Consider the following 18557-nt stretch of genomic DNA (forward strand, 5'->3'; position numbering starts at 1 on the left):
GTATCAACATCGAATGCTGGCCGGGTAGGAACAGTATTACGAAATCAATTAGCTACCCTCTTATAAAGCTGAATGAGTCAAAAATCTAGTCTATTTTTTAAAAAGCCAAGATGCAAACCCCTGTTATATAGATTTTTTTTATTTTTTCCTCAAGAAAATTTGTTGTGGCAAGCTTTGGGTAAAAAAATAGCAGCCCTAAGCTGCTATTTTCTTGATTTATATTGTTGCTATTCGTGTCAGGCGAAAGCGGCTGGTCTGGGGGCTGAATTTTTGCCTTGGCCGTTGCCTTTGCGCCGATTGGAGGCGCCGCCCCGATTCCGACTCATATAGCCGTCAGGTTTGGCGCTGCCACGTGGCTTTTTCTTGCCAAATGTCGGTTTGCCTTCTTTGGCCGCTCCATCCAGTGGAGACCAGGATTCGTTGGCTTTAAGATCAGCAGGCTTACTTTTGCGTGCATTGCGGCGGGGTTTAGCCTTCTGGCCCTGCTCGGCTGATTGATTCCGATTGCCATTGCGGTTTCTGTTTGCGCTTTTGGGAGGCGTATCCGGAACCTGCGCATCCAGTGGCGAATAGCTGTCGCTTTTCTCTGCATGCAATTTGGAGCCGATCAGCTTTTCGATTTCTCTTAGAAGCTTGGCTTCTGACGGATCGCAGAGAGAAATAGCAGTGCCGGTGCGCCCGGCGCGAGCCGTGCGTCCGATTCTGTGAACATAGGCTTCCGGTACTTCAGGCAGCTCGAAGTTGAAGACGTGGGACACATCATCAATGTCGATACCGCGCGCAGCAATGTCCGTTGCAACCATGATGGTTATTTCGCCCGACTTAAAGCTTGCCAACGCCCGGACCCTCTGTCCCTGGCTTTTGTTGCCATGGATTGCGGTCGCCGAAAGACCTGCTTTTTGCAGATGCTGGCTAACCCTGTCTGCACCGCGTTTTGTGCGGGTGAAGACGATGGCGCGTTCGACATCTTTTTCGGAGAGCATCTTTGTCAGGGCTTGACGTTTGGATGCGTGATCAAGCAGGTGGACGCTCTGGGTGATGCGTTCGATCGGACGGGAAACGGTGGCTACAGCCACTTCCGTCGGTTTGTTCTGGAAGTCCCGCCCCAGTGCCTTGATCTGGGTCGGCATCGTGGCTGAGAAGAGGGACGTCTGGCGCTTCTTGGGCAACTGCTTCATGATTCGACGAATGTCGGGGATGAAGCCCAGATCGAGCATATGGTCTGCTTCGTCCAGCACGACATAACTGGTCTGGCTGAGGGAAACATAGCCATTGTTCATGTGATCAAGCAGGCGGCCTGGGGTGGCAACGATGATATGGCTGCCGCTGGCCAGCTTGCGGATCTGAGGCCCTGGTTTGACGCCACCAACCACAATCGTGACCGATACGCGCATATGCTTGCTGTAAGCGCGGATATTTTCTGCAATCTGGGCAACCAGTTCGCGGGTCGGAGCTAGAATGAGGGCTTCGGTCGATTTCGGGGTCGGGCGTTTGTCGTTGCGAGCCAGACGGTCGAGGATAGGCAGCACGAAGGATGCGGTTTTGCCTGTACCTGTCTGGGCAATGCCCAGAATGTCCTTGCCGGACATGGCCACGGGAATGCCCTGAGCCTGAATGGGAGTAGGGGTGGTGTAACCTTCGGCTTCAAGGGCACGAAGAAGAGGCTCGGCGAGGCCGAGGTCATTGAAATTTGTCAAAAAGATCTGTCCATATGCCATTGCTTGGTCGCGCATGAATGCAGCGAGCAATGACGTTCGTCTTGTCAAAAGGGGGAAGCTTGCGCAGAAAAGCTGCCTATGGGGTCTGAACTTCAAAGAGTTCGTCCCGGCAACAATCATCACGATTGTTAGCAAGAAATCTTGCTCCGCTGATATTGCGACTATCGTCCACGCTCGGGCAAGAAATGGCTATGTACAGCAAAAAAAGCAAAGGTTCAAGTGATTTCGTATCGCTAGCATTTTTCGTTGCGGGCCGGTTTCTCAGAAATGGTGCCTGAGGGCTTCCACCACAACTCGGAATGCGGCGGTCTGTTGGCGGCGGCTGGGATAGTAGAGATGATAGCCTGCAAAGGGTTCCGACCAATCCTGCAGTACTTCTACGAGCGTGCCGTTCTGCAGGTGGGGCTCAACCTGGCAAAGTGGCATTTGTGCCAGTCCGTAGCCATCAAGGGTGGCTTGCAGAATCTGCCCCACGCTGTTGAAGACCAATTGCCCCTCCACTCGAATGCGAAATTCCTGACCATTTTCGCTGAATTCCCAGGCGAAAAGGCCGCCGTGTGTCGGTAGGCGCAGGTTGATGCATATATGTCTGGTGAGATCGTGAGGACGAGTGGGCTTTTGATGGGTGTCCAGATAGCGCGGCGCGGCAACAACGGTCATGCGCATTTCCGGTGCTATGGGAACGGCAATCATGTCCGAGGCGATGAGCTCGCCCAGTCGCACGCCAGCATCAAACCGTTCGGCCACAATGTCTGTCAGGCCATAGTCGGTCATCAGTTCAACGGTGATTTCGGGATAGTCGTCGAGCACCTTTTTCAGCTTGGGCCAGAGTACCTGCTCGATGGCAATTTCATCGGCCGTGATGCGAACGGTGCCTGCCGGCTTCTCGCGCAGAGAGCTCACTTCTGCAAGCAGCATATCCATTTCGTCATACATGGGGGCGAGACGCGCCAGAAGCTTGTCGCCAGCCTCGGTGCGGGTGACGCTGCGGGTGGAGCGTGTCAGAAGGCGCACGCCGAGCTGTTCCTCCAGCCCTCGGATCGTCTGGCTGACAGCAGAAGGTGATACGCCGAGTTTGGCTGCCGCGCGGGTGAAGTTTCCCTCCCGATCAACTGCGAGAAAAACCGACAGATCGTCATAGCTTGGCTTGGCCATTGATTAGCTCCACTTAATACTGAATTTCGTTTTTAACAGCTACAGCGAAAAATCACCATCCTCTATATTGGCGGCAAGATTGGAAAGGCCGGTCGATGACGCACCTGTTCACGCGGTATCGATTGGCTCGTTTCACTGATGTGACTTTGAGATCCTGAAGGGAAAAAACTATGGCAAAAGAAGAAGAAGAGCTTTCTCCGGCCCGCAAGGCATTTGGCGATATTGCTCCTGCACTGGCCGGATATTCTGATGATGTGCTGTTTGGTGATGTCTGGGAGCGGCCCGGTCTTTCACCGCGAGATCGCAGCCTGATTACAATTGCGAGCCTTATTTCCCTTTATCGCGTCAATGAGCTGCCATTTCATCTCAACAAGGCAATGGAAAACGGCATCAGCAAAGAGGAAATCGTCGAGGTGATTACGCATCTGGCCTTCTATTCGGGCTGGCCAACTGCGAACACGGCCCTGCCGATAGCACGTGAAGTCTTTGCAAACGCTGATAGCAAATAGCCGATGATTGCGGCCCTGATACATGGCACTTGGGCCGGTTCTGAACAAATTCAATAATGACAAGGAAAGACCAATGAAAATCTTTCGCGATGGTATCGATACCTTCAAAGGGCCCGCCGAGTGGTTCACTGGTGATGTATATGTTGACTTCATGGGGGCTCCGGATGGCACGCGTGTGAATGCCGCGAATGTGCATTTCACACCGGGCGCGCGCACTCACTGGCATAGCCACAATCTCGGCCAGCTTATCTATGTGACTGAAGGGGAAGGCCGCTGCCAGAAAGAAGGTGGACCGGTTGAAGTTCTGCTGCCGGGGACTGCTGTTTTCTTTGAACCCCATGAGTTGCATTGGCATGGGGCTGCGCCTAACCGCTTCATGGTTCATGTGGCCATGCAGGCTCCCGATGAGTCGGCTGATGCCAATGTCTGGGGCGATCCCGTTACAGATGAGCAATATGAGGGCTGAGCCCGTTTGATATCGGGGCAAGCATATCAAACAGTGGCTGAAAGCCGGGAGCGTTGATCGCTTCCGGCTTTTTACGTATGTGACTGATTTGTTATAAATGCATGGGAAGTTAGTGGTAATTTCTGCACCAGTTATGCACCGAGAAATGGCTCTCACAAGACGGTATGTATTCTGATATCTATAGATAATTCAATGTTTTATCTATGGAAAGTGATTGCTGTCTTCCTTTTGCGGTCTGCTTGCGTTGACGCAGCAATACTTTTTTTACATATTACGCCCCGAGACGAAGGTTCCGACGATCCATTCGGATGAAAAGGGAACACGGTGAGACGATTTCGTCGAGACCGTGGCTGCCCCCGCAACTGTGAGCGGTAAGCTGATATTTGAAGATCCACTGACTGGCCTTAGCCGTTGGGAAGGGGAATATTCAGCGAAGACCCGCGTAGCCAGGAGACCTGCCCTTGTCTGTCACCCGACCTTTGATACGGGGTGTGTCAGGGTGCGGCCTTTCCGTTGAGGTGACATCACAAAAACCAGATCTGTTTGCCTGCTCTTTCAGAGGCTGCTTGTGCGCATGCTGAAATGAAGGGCTGGTTGGCAGAATAAATATGGATGCTCCGAGCGCGAAATTTTGCGTTGGGGTGTTGTTGGGAGTTTATCAATGTCAGGAAAAGCGGGTGTCACCAGCCTGATTGCCCTGGGTTTGCTTGCAAGCACAAGCGCCTATGCGGAAGAGTTCAACCTTGATGAAGTTGTGGTTAGTGCAGGGCTGATCCCGGTTGACGAAGAAAAGGTAGGCCGGGCTTACACCGTCGTTACCAGTGAGCAGCTTGAACGGAACCAGACAAAATATGTTGCCGATGCTTTGAGAAGCGTTCCGGGTGTGATTGTCAATCGGACCGGTTCCTATGGCGGTTTGACAAATATCCGTATCCGTGGATCGCAGACCAACCATGTGCTTGTTCTGATCGACGACATCGAAGCTACCGAGAATGCCAACGGGTCTTTTGACTTTGGTGGGCTTCAGGTTTCTGATATCGAGCGCATTGAAGTCTTGCGCGGACCGCAGAGCGCGCTTTATGGCTCCGATGCGATTGCCGGTGTGGTTCATATCATCACCAAGTCCGGCAAACGGGACGGCAACCATGCCTCTATCAAAACCGAAACCGGCACTGATGGCACGGCCCTCGTCGATCTGGGGCTCTCTGGAGGTCAGGAGCGCTTCGATTATGCCTTTTCCGGCGCCTTCAGAAGAACGGACGGGTTCAACGTTTCCGATGATGGCTCCGAAGATGATGGGGATCGCAACCTCACACTCAATGGACGCTTGAATGTCGATTTGACCGATGATCTGAGCTTCAATGGGTCCATGCGCTACACGGATCGCAACTCGGACGTGGACAATACAAGCTATACCACAGGTAAAGCGACTGATGCTGCGGGCCTTTACAGCAAGACGCGTGAATTCTACACCGGTGGTGGTCTGACCCTGTCATCAATGGACGGCCAGTTGGTGCAGAAGGTCAAGGCCGAATATACCAACGTGGAAAGCAAGCAGAATTCCGGCGGCCTGTATCTGGCAAAAACTGAACGGACCCATCTTGGTTATCAGGGTACCTACTTCTTCGATACGCCTAGCTTTGCCGCTGCCAAACACAGTGTTACGGGCGCTTCCGAATGGGAGTATGAAAGCTTTGAAGATGGCTATCTGAATAACGGTACGCAGGAGCGTAATCTTTATGGCTTCGTTGGTGAATATCAGGGCCAATATTGGGACAAACTGTTCCTGAACGGGTCTGTCCGATATGATGTCAATGATGATTTCGAAGACGCTGTTACCTACAGCGCTAGCGCTGCCTATCAGATCGATCAGACCAATACACGCTTGCATGCGTCATTTGGCAAAGGTGTCAAGAACCCGAGCTTCTATGACCAGTTCGGTAGCTACACCACCTTTATCGGTAACCCCAATCTGAAGCCCGAGAGCAGCATCGGCTGGGACTTCGGCATCAAGCAATCAATGTTTGATGATCGCTTTGCTGTTGACGTGACCTATTTCAGCCAGACCTTGACGGATGCGATCATCAGCTGTGGCGCAGGGGCTGTAACGAGCCTGTGCAACTCGAGCGATGAAACCGAAAAGCAGGGTATCGAAGTGGCCGCAGATCTTGCCGTGACGGATACCTTGCATGTGAAGGCCTCCTACACCTATCTTGATGTGGAATCGGGCGCAACGATCATTCGTGCTCCTGAGCATCAGGGATCGGTTCAGATCACCAAATCCTTCCTTGATGGCAAGGCGCATATCTTTGCTGATGCGATCTTCAACGGCGATATGACGGATAATGTGTGGACGATCAATCCATCAGGTTGGTACGTTTCCTCGCCGGTAACCCTTGCCGACTATGCTGTGGTCAATGTCGGGGCGGATTACCAGATCAACGATCATGCACAGATCTATGGACGCGTTGAGAACCTGTTCGATGCGGACTATGAAGAAGTCTATGGCTATAACACGGCCGGTATCACCGGTTATGTTGGTCTGAAGGCCGATTTCTGATCCTGCTTTAACGCAAAAAGGGGCACACTAACGGGTGTGGCCCTTTTCCCATTTGAGGGATAAAGACTATATGGTTCGGACGCTGCTCGTTTCTGTGCTGCTTTTATTGGGCGGGTTGGCGCCCGAGCCTGGATTTGCCCATCCTCATTTTCAGCCCCAGCGGGTGGTCTCGATTAATCTTTGTACTGACCAACTCGCCATGATGGTCGCGGGGCCGGACCAATTGATCTCTGTATCAAAACTGGCTTTTGATCCGAATACATCCGTGATGGTTGATCGAGCGAAGCGATACCGCATGAATCATGCCCGCGCCGAGGAAATTATCCGGATGAAGCCGGATCTCGTTTTGGCTGGCATCTATACATCCAAAAATACAATCAATCTGCTGCAGCGCTTCGGTGTGCGTGTCGAGCAATTCTCACCCGACAGCGGCTTTGATGCTATCCGCAAGAATATCCTGCGGATTGGAAATTTGTTGGGCCAACATGAGCGGGCCAGCCGATTGCTCAGGGATTTCGACAACAAGCTTGCCGCCCTCAAGAAAAGCGCTCCCAAAGAACAAAAGGTTCTGGCTTCCTATGAGCCCAGCAGCTACACCGGCGGCGCTGGCACTCTTGCCAATGAAATGATTAAGGCTGCGGGCCTGCGTCATATGGGGGAGGACCTTGGGTTTCATGGGAGTTCGGTAAAATTGTCGCTTGAGGCGCTCATTCGCGAAAACCCGGATTTTGTCATGTCTTGGTCCCAATGGACCGGTGGCCCTGCACGCGCAACCCAGATTCTGCGCCATCCTGCGCTTGATGAATGGTTCGGTCCAGAGCGACGTGTCACCGTTGATACGCGCTACTGGATCTGTGGCGGGCCATTTACGGTGGATGCCATCGCGGACTTGCAAAAAAAGATACTGCAACGAGAACGAGGAAACTAATTGATGGGGCGTCCTTCATTTCCAATTCTGACGATGACGCTATTGGGGCTCGTTGTGGTTCTATTCCTGCTCTCGCTGGCTGTCGGGCAAGTGTGGATCAATCCTTTGAATGGTCTCTTCGGCGCAAGTGATAATGTGACACGGGTGGATCAGATCATTCTGCTCCAGATTCGTTTGCCGCGCGCTATTCTCGGGCTGGCCATCGGTGGCATTCTAGGGCTATCGGGCGCCGTTTTGCAGGGGCTTTTGCGCAATCCGCTGGCTGAGCCGGGTGTCATGGGCATGTCTGCTTCCGCTTCGCTCGGGGCAGTCATCGCGATCTATACGGGGCTGACAACAGCCTTCGCCTATGCCCTGCCTATTGCGGCGCTGTTCGGTGCCTTGTTCGGGGTGCTGCTGCTTCTGCTTTTGGCTGGCAGAAGCGCGGATGTGCTCACGCTCATTCTGTCGGGCGTAGCCATTACGTCACTGGCAAGTGCCCTTACATCGCTGGCTCTGAACCTGTCGTCCAATCCATTTGCTTCGCTGGAAATTGTCTTCTGGATGCTGGGGTCGCTGACGGACCGCAGTATGGTGCATGTGTGGTTGTCTGTTCCGTTGATTCTTGTGGGGAGCGTAATGCTGTTCTCAACGGCCCGTGCGCTGGATGCCCTGAGCCTCGGGCCAGATGTGGCGCGCTCTTTGGGGGTCGATATGCGCCGCACTCGCAGCATGGCCATCGTGGGGACGGCTGTCGGGGTTGGGGCGGCCACTGCCGTGAGCGGCACCATCGGCTTTGTTGGTCTCATCGTGCCGCATCTTTTGCGCCCTCTTGTCGGCTCGCGGCCGAGCCGGTTGTTGCCCGTGAGCGCCCTTGGTGGGGCTGCTTTCCTGTTGGCTGCGGATTTGTTCATTCGTCTGGTGATGCCTGACAAGGATCTCAAGCTCGGTGTGGTCACCGCCATTATCGGTGCGCCATTCTTCCTGTGGCTCTTGCGCAAGATCAGAAGGAGGGTCGTGTAATGTCCATCGAATGTTCCGGCGTTGGCATAAAGCTTGGCAAATGCCAGGCGGTCAAACATGTGACCTTTGCTTCCGGCAAGCCCGAGCTTATCGGCCTGATCGGCCCCAACGGGGCGGGCAAGTCGTCTCTGATGCGGGCTTTGGTAGGGCTGATCAATTTCTCGGGGCAAATTCTCATAGATGAGGTGCCCAGCTTTGAATTGAGTGCGATGGAGCTGGCGCGGCGGGTTGCCTTTCTGCCTCAGGAGCGGGTCGTGCACTGGTCTTTGGCGGTGCGGGATGTTGTGATGCTGGGGCGCATGCCCCATCAGACCGGTTTGGGGCGCCCCTCACAAGCTGATGAAGAGGCCGTGGATCGGGCTCTTGATCTGATGAGCCTTACAGACCTGCAAATGCGCACATTTGATGAATTGTCCGGTGGCGAACAGGCGCGCGTGCTGATTGCGCGGTTGGTGGCGCAAGAGGCCAATACAATCATTGCCGATGAGCCGGTGAATGGTTTGGATCCTGCCCATCAGATCGGTCTGATGCGCCTGCTTAAGCAATTGGTCGCGCAGGGCAAGACGGTGCTGGTATCATTGCATGATCTTTCGCTGGCCAGCCAATGGTGTGACCGGATCCTTATTCTGAACAATGGTGTGCTGCTTGATGATGGCACCCCCAAGGCTGTCATGACAGAGCGGCGTATGCGAGAAGTTTACGGGGTCCGCATTCAAAATGTGGAAGTTGGCAAACAGTCTTTCATTATTCCGACCGAATTGGTAGGACACGCCAAGCCCATGAGCGGGGCTTCCGAAGGAGAAGAAGCCAATGGCCTTTAAGCAACATTTGTTTGAGCTTTGGTCCCTGTTGATCGATATGGGGGGATGGACGCTCGTCGCACTGGCTGCCCTTTCGATTTTGACGGTTGCGACTGCGCTGGTTTCCGTGGTGCAAATTGCTATGTTGCAGCCGCATTTCTATCGCTGTGGTGCAGCGCAAGATTTGCGCTATCATATTGAAAAGAGAAAGAAAGCGGGCGCAACACGAGAACAGATCGAGGAAAGCGCGACCATTGTTGTGCGCGGTTTTTTGAGACAGGCGCGCACGGGCTTTCGATTGCTTGAGCTGATTGTGACGGCTGCTCCGTTGTTGGGGCTTCTGGGTACGGTGCTTGGCATGATTGATGCGTTTCAGGCCATGCAGGCCGCTGGCGATGCAGTGAATCCTTCCGATCTGGCTGGTGGTATCTGGGTAGCCCTTATCACCACAGCTGCGGGCATGGTGATCGCCCTCACAGCCATGATCATTCATGCTTTGCTTGATAGTCTGGTCGAGAGCCTGCGTTATCGCCTTGAGTGTGTTGCGACCGATGCACTGTTTGGTAACGGGGCAGAGCGCTCCGACTATCGTTCCGAGACTTCTGCGCAGAATGATGTCCTGAAGGCTGGAGCCGAGTAATGGCGTTTGATTTTTCAGAAGAAAGAAGGCGCAGACCTCGGGTCAGCCTCACATCGTTGATCGATGTGATCTTTATTCTGATTGTCTTTTTCATGCTTGTTTCCTCCTTTAGCCAGTATCGCGTGATTGATCTGGTCAAGGGGCAAAGCGGCCGCGGCGGGCAGTCCACCGCGTTGCGTCTGGTTTTGCAGGCCGATGGGGACCTTTTGACCAGCGCAGGGGAACCTGTGGATCAGGCCTTGGCGGATGCTGTCACCAACCGTCAGCCGGTGAGCATCTTTTTGGAGGCGTCAGTGCCGATCCAGCATGGCGTTGATGCTCTTGATCGGCTGAAGGCGCTGGGCATATCTGCGGTTTCTCTGGTTCCGGAGGCGAGCAATGCAGTTCAATGAACCAGAACGGCCAGCCTTTGGCGAAACCATTCTACCGATGATCAACGTCGTGTTTCTGTTGCTCATCTTCCTGATGCTGATGGGGCATATTTCTCAGCGGCCCGCGCTGGATATCGATCCGGCAGAGAGCGCTTTGAGCGAGAAAAAAGGCGCATCCCTGATGCTTTTTGTTGATGCGCAAGGGGCGGTTCAGTTCCAGTCACATATGCAAAGGGATGAGGCGTTTGCGGCGCTGAAAGCGGCGCTTCAGGAAGACTCCGAGGCGCGAGATCTGGTGATCCGCGCGGATGCGGGAGCCGATTTTGCCAAAGTGCTCGAGCTGGCGCAAATGTTCCAGCCCTATAGCAAGGGTGAGGTCAAGCTGGAGGTGCGGCAACGGTGAAGCGATTGGCTTTATGGATTGTCTGCATTTGTGCTGGTGTTCTGGTACACCTTGCGCTGGCGTTCGCCTATTGGGCGGAGCTTGATGGGGAATCCCGCTATGACATGGGCGGGGCCTTCATGGGCAATATGCAGGTGAGCATCATGCCAGATATGGGGCAGGGGACCGCCGGTGGCAATCAGGATGTCATGGCGAATGGCGATGGCGAAGAGGTCGACAGCGAGCCCATGTCGGCTCAGGTGCCTGCACAGGAGCCCGCCCAGATGCCTGCTCTGGAGCCTTCTGAGACCGTAGCCGATGCTATGGCCGATCCGGCGTCTACTCAAACGCAAGCGAACGAGACCGAACTGAAAGAGCCATCTGAACCAGAAGTGGTCGCTTCAGACGCAACAGAGCCAGAGCCGTCTGTTGAGCCCAATATTCCTGAAACAATCGATGCGGCAGAAACGGCCACACCCGATGATGAGCCTGTCTTCGCTGACAAGTCCGAGGTAGACGCTAGTCCTGCTACTGAGCCAGTAGCAGAGCCGCAAACAGGACCGGTTGTTGCAACCAAAGAGCCAGAGCCACAATCGCCCGAGCCGGTCGTGCCATCAATCACAGGGTCTGAAACAAAGCTACAAGCAGAGACTGAGCCTGAACCTGATGAGCCTGAAGAGCCGCAGCCCGAAGAGGGCGCAGTTCTTCGAACTCCCGTCTCCAAGCCTGCACCTGAGCCTCTCCTTGCTTCGAAGCCTGCGATTAAGCCGGAAATGGAAGCTGCACCAGCGCCTCAGCCTGAGGTCGAGATGGCGGTAGAAGACGAGAGGGTTGATCCCGTCCAGCCTATGATGCTGCCGAAGTTTGCGCCTGTTGCCGAGACAAAGCCAGAAGAGGATCCCTCAGAGGAAGAGGCCGAACCGGCTCAGCAGGTTTCGCTCATGCAGGGCGGTGCGCTGACGGCCTTGCCCGCATCTGCGCCAAGACCCAAGATCAAACCGGCTCCCGCACCAAAAGGCTTGCGAGTAACGAAAGCCGAGGGACTTAAAGACGGTGGCAGCAGCCAAACGGCTCGCTCCTCTTCAAGTCGCAAGGCGGCCGGGGCAGCCCGGAATTCCGGACATTCGCCCAAGGCATCTGTGAGAGGTGATGGCGGGACTTCCAACAAGGCCGGCGGAGCTGGTTCCCGTGGTGTCCGTGCCAGTTATGCGACCCAGTTACGCCGCTGGATTGAGCGGCACAAGCGATATCCTCGTTCGGCCAAAATGCGTGGCGTTCAGGGGCAGGGCGTGGTACGCATTGTGATCAATCAGTCTGGTCGTGTTCTCAAGTCCACGCTCGTCAAGAGTGCGGGGGATCGCTATCTGGATGATGAAATTCGTTCGCTTCCCATGCGAGCTTCTCCGGCGCCGAAACCGCCAAAGGAGTTTTCCGGGGCTCGACACACTTTGACCCTGCCTGTGAGATTCTCAAGATAGATGCCTTTTCCATGTTTGATCGTTCATGAAGCGCCTTGGCTTTGTGTTTCTTTTTCTCATCCGGCGCGTGTTGCCAGTTGGGCGGTGAACCGCCCCGGCCTTGTCACTGCGCAGCAGTTGCTCTGGCGGGAAGTCAAGAACAAGGATCTGCCGATTGACGTTGACCCAGTTGCATGGCTGGAAAAGGAGCTTGAAGCGCGGGACGGACTGGATGCCGTAACGATGCTGACTTCATGTGATATCGGCAACTATTGCGTTGCTGATGCAGAGGTTGAGACTGTCCGCGTCAAGGCGATTGTGACAGTGGGGCTTTCCAATGCCGAGCGGATCGGTAGGCGCCTTGACTGGAGCAAAGAGGGATGGGGCACTATCAATCTTGCCGTCATCATTGATCAGGGGCTTGAGGACTGGGCTCTTCTGGAAGCGATGTCCATCGCCACGGAGGCCCGCACTGCGGCTGTGTGTGATGCAGATATCCAGATCGCCACGGGCCGGGCGACCGGAACGGGCACGGATTGTGTCGCCGTTGTCGCGCCTGAAGGCGAGGGCGCTTATGCGGGGCTGCATACGGCCTTGGGAGAGGCAATTGGTCATTCAGTCTATGCCTCGGTTTCTGAAGCTATTGGCAAATGGCGAAAAACCAGGCCCGGCATAGCTTTCCCCGGTTGAATTAGCCGCCAATATTTTCGCATAGATGACAAGCGTTCCGATACTTTTCATGCCTGTCCAAAGTCTATGACCGGGAAACCGGCGGAGGATCCCGATGGGCGTCTAGTAGGAAAGTATAATCGCCTTTCTTTGAACTTTTCGGGCGTTAAAGCATTAACGCTATATATATAATTTGTTTATCAGGAAATCCGTGTTTGAAAAGAAACAAGGCTTGAAGTCTGATGGCGCTTTGCGGCAGAACAGGGTAGGTTCGTGTCGTATCGGGATGTGGTTCGCAATAAAGAGGTAGTCAGTGCAATTCGAAGAGATCAATCAGGATGGCGCCTCTGTATTGCAGCAGGTGCGCGATGAGAATGGGATGATTTCCCAAGAGCTTTTCCAGCTCATCGACGATGCCATCGAAGCGCGCAATTCCGATCTTCTCGTCAGTCTGACGCAGGATCTGCATGAGGCGGATCTGGGCGATATCATTGAAGCCCTCAGTCCGAAAGACCGCTCCGATTTCATCGAGTTGCTGGGCGATTCCTTCGACTATACCGCGCTTGTCGAGCTGGATGATTCCCTGCGTTCCAAGATTGTTGAATCCCTGCCGAATGAGCTGGTTGCCGAGGGCATCAGCGAGTTGGATTCGGATGATGCCATCGTCATTCTGGAAGATCTGGAAGAAGAGGATCAGGCCGAGATTCTGGCGGCTCTGCCAGCCATAGATAGGCTTCAACTCAAGCGTTCGTTGGATTATCCCGAAGATTCCGCCGGGCGTTTGATGCAGACGGATTTCATCGCGGTGGCACCCTTCTGGACCGTTGGTCAGACAATTGACTATCTGCGGGAAACCACTGATCTTCCTGATGATTTCTACCAGATTTTTGTAATTGATCCCGGCCATCGGTTGCTGGGAACCATATCTTTGGATACCTTGCTGCGCTCACGCAGGCCAACACGCATCTCCGAAATTCAGAATGAAGAACGCCATTTTGTTATGGTGGATCAGGATCAGGAAGAGGTGTCCCGCCTGTTCGAACGCTATGACCTTTTGTCGACCGCTGTGCTCGATGAGGGAGAGCGACTGGTTGGTGTGATCACGATTGATGACGTCGTCGACGTGATCCATGAAGAGGCTGCTGAAGACATTAAGCGTCTGGGTGGTGTTGGTGACGAAGAAATTACCGATACGGTTGTTGCGACTGTTATGTCCCGTATGCCTTGGCTCATTGTCAATCTGGCAACGGCCGTTATTGCCTCGCAAGTGATTGCCTTCTTCGATGGAACCATTGCGCAAATGGTAGCTTTGGCCGTGCTCATGCCGATTGTTGCGTCTATGGGGGGTAATGCTGCCACGCAGACAATGACCGTTGCCGTTCGAGCGCTTGCCACGCAGGATCTCGACAAATTCAATATGCTGCGCGTTGTGTCTCGTGAGATTCTGGTCTCGATTTTCAATGGCATTGCATTTGCTATTATCCTTGGGATCATAGCGGCAGTCTGGTTTTCCAATATCCAGCTTGGCTATGTCATGGGGGCGGCGTTGGTCGTCAATCTGTTTTTTGCCGGGCTCTCGGGCATCCTCATTCCCGTTGGTTTGCAAAAGGCCGGGGTTGATCCTGCAATTGCCTCTTCCGTTTTCATTACGACAGTGACTGATGTTGTCGGCTTCTTTTCATTTCTTGGCCTTGCCGGCTGGTGGTTCGGCCTGATGTAAATCAGAAGGCGCAGACAGAAAAAGCGCAGGCAGTAAAACAGGGGGAAGAGGATGGCAACCAGAATTACAGGTATTCTGGAAACTCCGGTCTATGTGGATGATCTGGCGAAGGCCTATGATTTCTATCATGGCTTTCTGGGGCTTGAGCGCATGATCGAGGGGGATCGCATCCATGCTTATGACGTGGCTGCCGGACAAGTTTTGATTGTCTGTTTGCGCGGGGCGAGTGATGAAGATGCGCTGATCAACGGTCAAAAGGTGCCCGGGCACAGCTCCTATGGACCATCGCATTTTGCTTTTAAAATCGAACAGGATACGCTCTCGGACTGGTCCGCAAAGGTGCAGGATGCAGAAGTGGACATCGAAAGCCGGGTGACGTGGCCTCTTGGTGGCCAAAGCATCTATTTTCGCGATCCTTTCAACAATGTTGTCGAGTTGGCGACGGCGGGCGTTTGGCCCAATGATCCGATAAATAAGTGATTTCTTTTAGCTTGAGGGCCAAACGGTCTGGCCAGATTGGTCTTTCCTTCGCTACAGTCAGGGTATCGCAAGGAACCGTGTCGCGATCAGAAAAGACGGAGAAAGCCATCATGAAACGTTCGATCAGACTTCTTTCCTGCGCGTTGCTCCTTTGTGCTGGCGTCGCCGGAGCGCCATCATCCTCCATGGCAAATAAAGGCGCGCAGAGCCCGTATGACACGATTTATGTCGTGCTCAAGGATACCTATTTGCGAGCCGGACCAGAGATCAATTCAGCGAAAAAATACCCGCTTGCCAAAGGCACTGAAGGGGTTGTGATGCGCTGGTGTCGCAATGAATTCAGCTTTCGCGATTGGGCCTATGGTTCGCTTTCCCAGCGGCGCAAGATGCTTCAAAGCCGGGTTTGTGAAGTTCAGATCAATGGCAAGATCGGCTTTGTTGATGCCAAATATCTCGATCTGATGTGACGGAGTGAAGCGCCGACTATCTCAGTCAGGTTTTGTCTTGTCTTTAGGGGCTGTGCGAGCCACCATCAGGCCAGAGAGAATGAGCACCAAGGCGATCCATGTGGTCAGGGCCACCTGTTCAGACAGCAACAGGGCGCCCAGAATAACGCCGAAGACAGGAATGAGATTCATACCCAGTGAGAAGAAGCTGGCGCCGATGGCCCAGATGAGGCGATAACGCAGTATGGTTGCCAAACCGGTTGGCAACAGGCCGAGAAACAAAAGGCTCAACCATGCTTCGCCGGATATACTGGCCAGTTCCGGCACACCCTCCAGTAAGCCAAGTCCGATCAGTTCGATCGTCGCAAATCCGAGGATAAGGGTTGCCAGACGTGTCGGGGGGATATCCTTCACCTGTCGGATCATGGCTCCGGAAATCGCGTAGCACAGCGACGCGCCCAGCACGGCGACCATGGAAAGGATCGCTCCGGTGCCAACGGACTGCAGGGCCTCGTGTCCAACCACCAGCGCAATACCACTAAAGCCCAGAATAATGCCTATGACCTTGAAAGTGTTGAACTTGTCATCATGAGTGGTCAGATGGCTGAAGATAAGGGAAAGAAGAGGCCCGGTGCCAAGCAGCAGCGAGGCGATGCCCGCTGAAATGGTCAGTTCCGCCCATGAGATCAGCATGAAGGGGATGGAGACATTCAGCAGGGATATGATCAGCAGGTTGGCAAGGCTCTTGGCTGATGTGGGCAGGATGATGCCTCGATAGAGTGTCCAGGGCAGCAAAACCAGAAAGCCTATGGCAACGCGCATGGCGGCCAGCCAAACCGGGCCGGTCTCTAGCACTGCAACCTTGATGGCGATAAAGGATGAAGCCCAGATCAGCGTCAGAAACAGCATCAGGGACAGGTCAAGCGGTGTCGGTTTGCGGATCGAGTGAGGCGCCATCGGCAGTAAGCTCTGGAATGTTTGGATCGATTATGAGGCGGGATCATACCCGTTTGACCCAAATAATTGCAATATGCAACTTTTTAGGGCGCTTATCCCGGGCCTTTTGTCTACAAACGGAAGGAGTGGGCTGACTGCGCGGTGGACCACGCCGCACCGGTCTTCTAGCCTGTCTGATTTCTTCTAGATGATGTTTTTGGCAATTACCTGCGAGCGGGAGAAAAACTGGCGTCGGGTGAGAACCAGAGCAACAAGTGTTGTACCTGCAATCATCAGCCATGGATGGATAAACCAGCCGAACACCGGTGCGGAAAAGAAAAAGCCACGCAGCCCGAGGGTGAAGTGATGACCCGCAAGGGTGTTCATTTCTGCGGCTTGTTCAATGGCCTGTTCGATTTCCTCTTCCGATGCATCTCCGGCATATGGGAAGGCGCCAATCAGAATGGAGGTGTAGTTAAACAGGCGATAAGCCCAGCCGAACTTGAAAAAGGCGTAAACATAGATGGCCGTGAGGCACAGGGCTTTGATCTCCCAAAGCTCGGGAGAGGTCTCGACGGGCAGGGACAGATCATTTGTGACTTTCATTGCGACATCGGTGGCATTCAACATGGCAAAGCCAGCGCCAATGGCCAGGAGGGACGTGGAGGCAAAGAAAGCGGTTCCGTTTTGTAATCCATTCAGGATGCCGGTATCGATCATGCGAAATTCACGCTTTGAAAGCGAGCGCATCCAGCGGCGTCTATGCGCTGCCATTGATACGGATATATTGTGTTTCTTCAGCGGCGAATAATCGACGAGATAGGTAAAGCCGATCCAGATCACGAGATACCAAACGAGGGCGACGATATCCAAAGTGGAGAATGGAATCATGGATGAGATCCTGTCATACTTGCAAAGCCTATGGGTTGCCGGGATAATCGGCTAAACTGCGCCAGATTGAAACACGGATTTGCCATATTACGCACAAATTTATTAAACACTAGATGATTGTTTTTCTTAGAAATTTCTCCACCGATTGCTGACTTGCAGCAAATGCATGCCTAAATGGTTGCGAATTTATTGCCGAGACGTTAACAAGGGGGCCTCCGCGCTCACAGCGTGAGTTGTGCGGTATCATATAGTCAAGTGACAGCTGAGGTTACATGGACAACGAAGTCAACGTTTCTTGTTGGGGCGTCACAATGAAAGCGGTTTTGGCCCTCGGTGCCATTCTTGCCATTGTGTATTTCTTCGGAGCATTTGATACGGTAGCGATTGCTGCTGGTTAAGCGCACACTTAAGAGATGTGCGGAGAATGCGAAAAAAAGCGTGGGTCGAGCCCACGCTTTTTTCATTTTCAGGGTCTGCTTTTAAGCAAACTGCGGGTTTAGCGCCCGAATAGTTTTGATAGGCCGCTCTTGGTCTGAACACCCATGCGGGAGAGGGCATAGACACCGCCCGTTAACATGTAAGCGTCACAATCGACGCAATCGGCCAGTTGGCGTGCATAGCCGTTGGTGCGGGCGCCTGAGGCACAAAAGAAAATAGCTGCCGGAGCACCATTGGTATCGATCGGGCCTTTCAGGGAAGAAAGGGGATGATGCAGGGCGGACGGAACCTCTTTCATCATCAGTTCCATTTTCTCGCGGACATCGATCAGTATTGCGCCCTTGTCCAACAGGGTTTTGGCTTCGTCATGGTTGATCTGCTTGACGATCTGCTTTTTTGCCATTTGGCTTTCCTTTGAACTCACTCTGCTTTCGCCTGAGCCTCATCTGTGCTGTCATTGGAACAATAGAGGTCTTTCAGAACGCTGAGCAGTAACTCTGCATTTCCATCTGAAATAGAGTAGTAAATGGTCTGGGCGTCGCGACGGCCGGCAATAAGGCCATCTTCGCGCATTTTTGCAAGATGTTGGGAGAGGGCGCTCTGACTGATATGGAGGCGATCAGCAAGGCAATTTACCGACTTGTCTGCGCCATCTGTGAGTTGACAAAGGATCCGCAAGCGATTGCCATTGCCGAGCAGTTTGAGAAGTCTTGCAACTTCATCTGCCTGATCCGCCAAAGCCTCGATTGAAGAATCCTCTGCCATTCCCGGTCCTGCTTTGATCCTGATCGGGGCAAGCAAGCTTTGGATTTGGGGGACCCTTGGTCAGCTCGCTCACTCTGATCAGCAGTATCATTAGATTTTGCTAATTTAGTATATTCGAATATTAAGTCAAGCGAAAATTCGGAATAAGCGATATATAAATAGGTGGTATCGGCAGGGCAGCGTTAGGCGCGCCAAGGCCCCCCCGGGGTTGGTGGGGATGCAAA

Annotated in this window: 21 protein-coding genes and 1 riboswitch; of the genes, 15 read left to right on the plus strand and 6 right to left on the minus strand. The window is 53.6% G+C overall.

Annotation, left to right across the window (positions count from 1 at the left end; translation table 11 throughout):
- Nucleotides 1–236: 236 nt before the first annotated feature.
- Nucleotides 237–1697, minus strand: a complete 1461-nt coding sequence (locus ACKPCT_RS03765) for a DEAD/DEAH box helicase (protein ID WP_319568431.1) — start codon at nt 1695–1697, stop codon at nt 237–239.
- Between the two features lie 282 nt (nt 1698–1979).
- Nucleotides 1980–2873 (minus strand): LysR family transcriptional regulator, encoded by an 894-nt coding sequence (locus ACKPCT_RS03770; protein WP_319568432.1) that lies wholly within the window; start codon nt 2871–2873, stop codon nt 1980–1982.
- A 170-nt stretch (nt 2874–3043) separates the two neighbouring features.
- Between ACKPCT_RS03770 and ACKPCT_RS03775 the strand changes: the two genes are divergently transcribed.
- The 14 genes from ACKPCT_RS03775 to ACKPCT_RS03840 all read left to right on the plus strand — a co-directional run bounded on the left by ACKPCT_RS03775 (nt 3044) and on the right by ACKPCT_RS03840 (nt 15324).
- Nucleotides 3044–3382: a carboxymuconolactone decarboxylase family protein gene (locus ACKPCT_RS03775; RefSeq protein WP_090071984.1), complete on the plus strand. Its 339-nt coding sequence runs from the start codon at nt 3044–3046 to the stop codon at nt 3380–3382.
- A gap of 73 nt (nt 3383–3455) precedes the next feature.
- Nucleotides 3456–3848: a (R)-mandelonitrile lyase gene (locus ACKPCT_RS03780; RefSeq protein ID WP_319568433.1), complete on the plus strand. Its 393-nt coding sequence runs from the start codon at nt 3456–3458 to the stop codon at nt 3846–3848.
- A 270-nt stretch (nt 3849–4118) separates the two neighbouring features.
- Nucleotides 4119–4325: riboswitch (cobalamin riboswitch) on the plus strand.
- 184 nt (nt 4326–4509) lie between these two features.
- Nucleotides 4510–6408, plus strand: a complete 1899-nt coding sequence (locus ACKPCT_RS03785) for a TonB-dependent receptor plug domain-containing protein (RefSeq protein WP_090071974.1) — start codon at nt 4510–4512, stop codon at nt 6406–6408.
- Nucleotides 6409–6478: 70 nt separating this feature from the next.
- Nucleotides 6479–7336, plus strand: coding sequence for an ABC transporter substrate-binding protein (locus ACKPCT_RS03790; RefSeq protein ID WP_319568434.1), 858 nt, complete (start codon nt 6479–6481; stop codon nt 7334–7336).
- The gene (locus ACKPCT_RS03795; RefSeq protein WP_407652453.1) at nt 7337–8338 is read left to right on the plus strand and encodes a FecCD family ABC transporter permease; all 1002 of its coding nucleotides are present in this window, start codon (nt 7337–7339) and stop codon (nt 8336–8338) included.
- Nucleotides 8338–9159, plus strand: coding sequence for an ABC transporter ATP-binding protein (locus ACKPCT_RS03800; RefSeq protein WP_090071960.1), 822 nt, complete (start codon nt 8338–8340; stop codon nt 9157–9159). Before ACKPCT_RS03795 ends, ACKPCT_RS03800 begins: the two co-directional genes overlap by 1 nt.
- Nucleotides 9149–9778, plus strand: a complete 630-nt coding sequence (locus ACKPCT_RS03805; protein ID WP_319568436.1) for a MotA/TolQ/ExbB proton channel family protein — start codon at nt 9149–9151, stop codon at nt 9776–9778. Before ACKPCT_RS03800 ends, ACKPCT_RS03805 begins: the two co-directional genes overlap by 11 nt.
- A complete protein-coding gene (locus ACKPCT_RS03810) occupies nt 9778–10170 on the plus strand; it encodes an ExbD/TolR family protein (RefSeq protein WP_319568437.1) in 393 nt (130 codons plus the stop codon). Before ACKPCT_RS03805 ends, ACKPCT_RS03810 begins: the two co-directional genes overlap by 1 nt.
- Nucleotides 10157–10552, plus strand: coding sequence for a biopolymer transporter ExbD (locus ACKPCT_RS03815; RefSeq protein WP_319568438.1), 396 nt, complete (start codon nt 10157–10159; stop codon nt 10550–10552). The genes ACKPCT_RS03810 and ACKPCT_RS03815 overlap by 14 nt, the downstream gene beginning before the upstream one ends.
- A complete protein-coding gene (locus ACKPCT_RS03820) occupies nt 10549–12009 on the plus strand; it encodes a TonB family protein (protein WP_319568439.1) in 1461 nt (486 codons plus the stop codon). The genes ACKPCT_RS03815 and ACKPCT_RS03820 overlap by 4 nt, the downstream gene beginning before the upstream one ends.
- Nucleotides 12010–12678, plus strand: coding sequence for an adenosylcobinamide amidohydrolase (locus ACKPCT_RS03825; protein ID WP_319568440.1), 669 nt, complete (start codon nt 12010–12012; stop codon nt 12676–12678).
- Between the two features lie 292 nt (nt 12679–12970).
- Entirely contained in the window at nt 12971–14377 is a 1407-nt protein-coding gene (gene mgtE, locus ACKPCT_RS03830; protein WP_319568441.1) for a magnesium transporter, read from the plus strand.
- Nucleotides 14378–14428: 51 nt separating this feature from the next.
- On the plus strand, nt 14429–14857 hold the full coding sequence (locus ACKPCT_RS03835) for a VOC family protein (protein WP_319568442.1): 429 nt from the start codon (nt 14429–14431) through the stop codon (nt 14855–14857).
- Between the two features lie 110 nt (nt 14858–14967).
- On the plus strand, nt 14968–15324 hold the full coding sequence (locus ACKPCT_RS03840) for a hypothetical protein (RefSeq protein WP_090071946.1): 357 nt from the start codon (nt 14968–14970) through the stop codon (nt 15322–15324).
- 21 nt (nt 15325–15345) lie between these two features.
- On the opposite strand, the gene ACKPCT_RS03845 is transcribed toward ACKPCT_RS03840, so the two are convergent.
- Both ACKPCT_RS03845 and ACKPCT_RS03850 read right to left on the minus strand, forming a co-directional pair.
- Entirely contained in the window at nt 15346–16260 is a 915-nt protein-coding gene (locus tag ACKPCT_RS03845; protein ID WP_319568443.1) for a DMT family transporter, read from the minus strand.
- A gap of 183 nt (nt 16261–16443) precedes the next feature.
- Nucleotides 16444–17130 (minus strand): DUF599 domain-containing protein, encoded by a 687-nt coding sequence (locus tag ACKPCT_RS03850; RefSeq protein ID WP_090071942.1) that lies wholly within the window; start codon nt 17128–17130, stop codon nt 16444–16446.
- Nucleotides 17131–17402: 272 nt separating this feature from the next.
- Here ACKPCT_RS03850 and ACKPCT_RS03855 point away from each other — a divergent pair, with 272 nt between their 5' ends.
- Nucleotides 17403–17528 carry a hypothetical protein gene (locus ACKPCT_RS03855; RefSeq protein ID WP_280141761.1) on the plus strand — a complete coding sequence of 42 codons (126 nt, stop codon included), beginning with the start codon at nt 17403–17405 and terminating at the stop codon, nt 17526–17528.
- A 98-nt stretch (nt 17529–17626) separates the two neighbouring features.
- Here the strand turns inward: ACKPCT_RS03855 and ACKPCT_RS03860 are convergent, their stop codons facing one another.
- Nucleotides 17627–17971 carry a rhodanese-like domain-containing protein gene (locus ACKPCT_RS03860; RefSeq protein WP_090071941.1) on the minus strand — a complete coding sequence of 115 codons (345 nt, stop codon included), beginning with the start codon at nt 17969–17971 and terminating at the stop codon, nt 17627–17629.
- A 17-nt stretch (nt 17972–17988) separates the two neighbouring features.
- Nucleotides 17989–18333, minus strand: coding sequence for an ArsR/SmtB family transcription factor (locus tag ACKPCT_RS03865; protein WP_319568444.1), 345 nt, complete (start codon nt 18331–18333; stop codon nt 17989–17991).
- Nucleotides 18334–18557 lie beyond the last annotated feature (224 nt).

It is taken from the genome of Cohaesibacter marisflavi (genome assembly GCF_963665895.2).
Taxonomy (GTDB): domain Bacteria; phylum Pseudomonadota; class Alphaproteobacteria; order Rhizobiales; family Cohaesibacteraceae; genus Cohaesibacter; species Cohaesibacter marisflavi.

Excerpts from the sequence above, each read along its gene's own strand:
- ACKPCT_RS03835 (WP_319568442.1), top strand. The coding sequence starts at position 14,429 with ATGGCAACCAGAATTACAGGTATTCTGGAAACTCCGGTCTATGTGGAT.
- ACKPCT_RS03780 (WP_319568433.1), top strand. The coding sequence starts at position 3,456 with ATGAAAATCTTTCGCGATGGTATCGATACCTTCAAAGGGCCCGCCGAG.
- ACKPCT_RS03785 (WP_090071974.1), top strand. The coding sequence starts at position 4,510 with ATGTCAGGAAAAGCGGGTGTCACCAGCCTGATTGCCCTGGGTTTGCTT.
- ACKPCT_RS03825 (WP_319568440.1), top strand. The coding sequence starts at position 12,010 with ATGCCTTTTCCATGTTTGATCGTTCATGAAGCGCCTTGGCTTTGTGTT.
- ACKPCT_RS03850 (WP_090071942.1), bottom strand. The coding sequence starts at position 17,130 with ATGATTCCATTCTCCACTTTGGATATCGTCGCCCTCGTTTGGTATCTC.
- ACKPCT_RS03840 (WP_090071946.1), top strand. The coding sequence starts at position 14,968 with ATGAAACGTTCGATCAGACTTCTTTCCTGCGCGTTGCTCCTTTGTGCT.
- ACKPCT_RS03775 (WP_090071984.1), top strand. The coding sequence starts at position 3,044 with ATGGCAAAAGAAGAAGAAGAGCTTTCTCCGGCCCGCAAGGCATTTGGC.
- ACKPCT_RS03860 (WP_090071941.1), bottom strand. The coding sequence starts at position 17,971 with ATGGCAAAAAAGCAGATCGTCAAGCAGATCAACCATGACGAAGCCAAA.
- ACKPCT_RS03815 (WP_319568438.1), top strand. The coding sequence starts at position 10,157 with ATGCAGTTCAATGAACCAGAACGGCCAGCCTTTGGCGAAACCATTCTA.
- ACKPCT_RS03800 (WP_090071960.1), top strand. The coding sequence starts at position 8,338 with ATGTCCATCGAATGTTCCGGCGTTGGCATAAAGCTTGGCAAATGCCAG.
- ACKPCT_RS03855 (WP_280141761.1), top strand. The coding sequence starts at position 17,403 with ATGGACAACGAAGTCAACGTTTCTTGTTGGGGCGTCACAATGAAAGCG.
- ACKPCT_RS03805 (WP_319568436.1), top strand. The coding sequence starts at position 9,149 with ATGGCCTTTAAGCAACATTTGTTTGAGCTTTGGTCCCTGTTGATCGAT.
- ACKPCT_RS03770 (WP_319568432.1), bottom strand. The coding sequence starts at position 2,873 with ATGGCCAAGCCAAGCTATGACGATCTGTCGGTTTTTCTCGCAGTTGAT.
- ACKPCT_RS03810 (WP_319568437.1), top strand. The coding sequence starts at position 9,778 with ATGGCGTTTGATTTTTCAGAAGAAAGAAGGCGCAGACCTCGGGTCAGC.
- ACKPCT_RS03845 (WP_319568443.1), bottom strand. The coding sequence starts at position 16,260 with ATGGCGCCTCACTCGATCCGCAAACCGACACCGCTTGACCTGTCCCTG.
- ACKPCT_RS03865 (WP_319568444.1), bottom strand. The coding sequence starts at position 18,333 with ATGGCAGAGGATTCTTCAATCGAGGCTTTGGCGGATCAGGCAGATGAA.
- ACKPCT_RS03790 (WP_319568434.1), top strand. The coding sequence starts at position 6,479 with ATGGTTCGGACGCTGCTCGTTTCTGTGCTGCTTTTATTGGGCGGGTTG.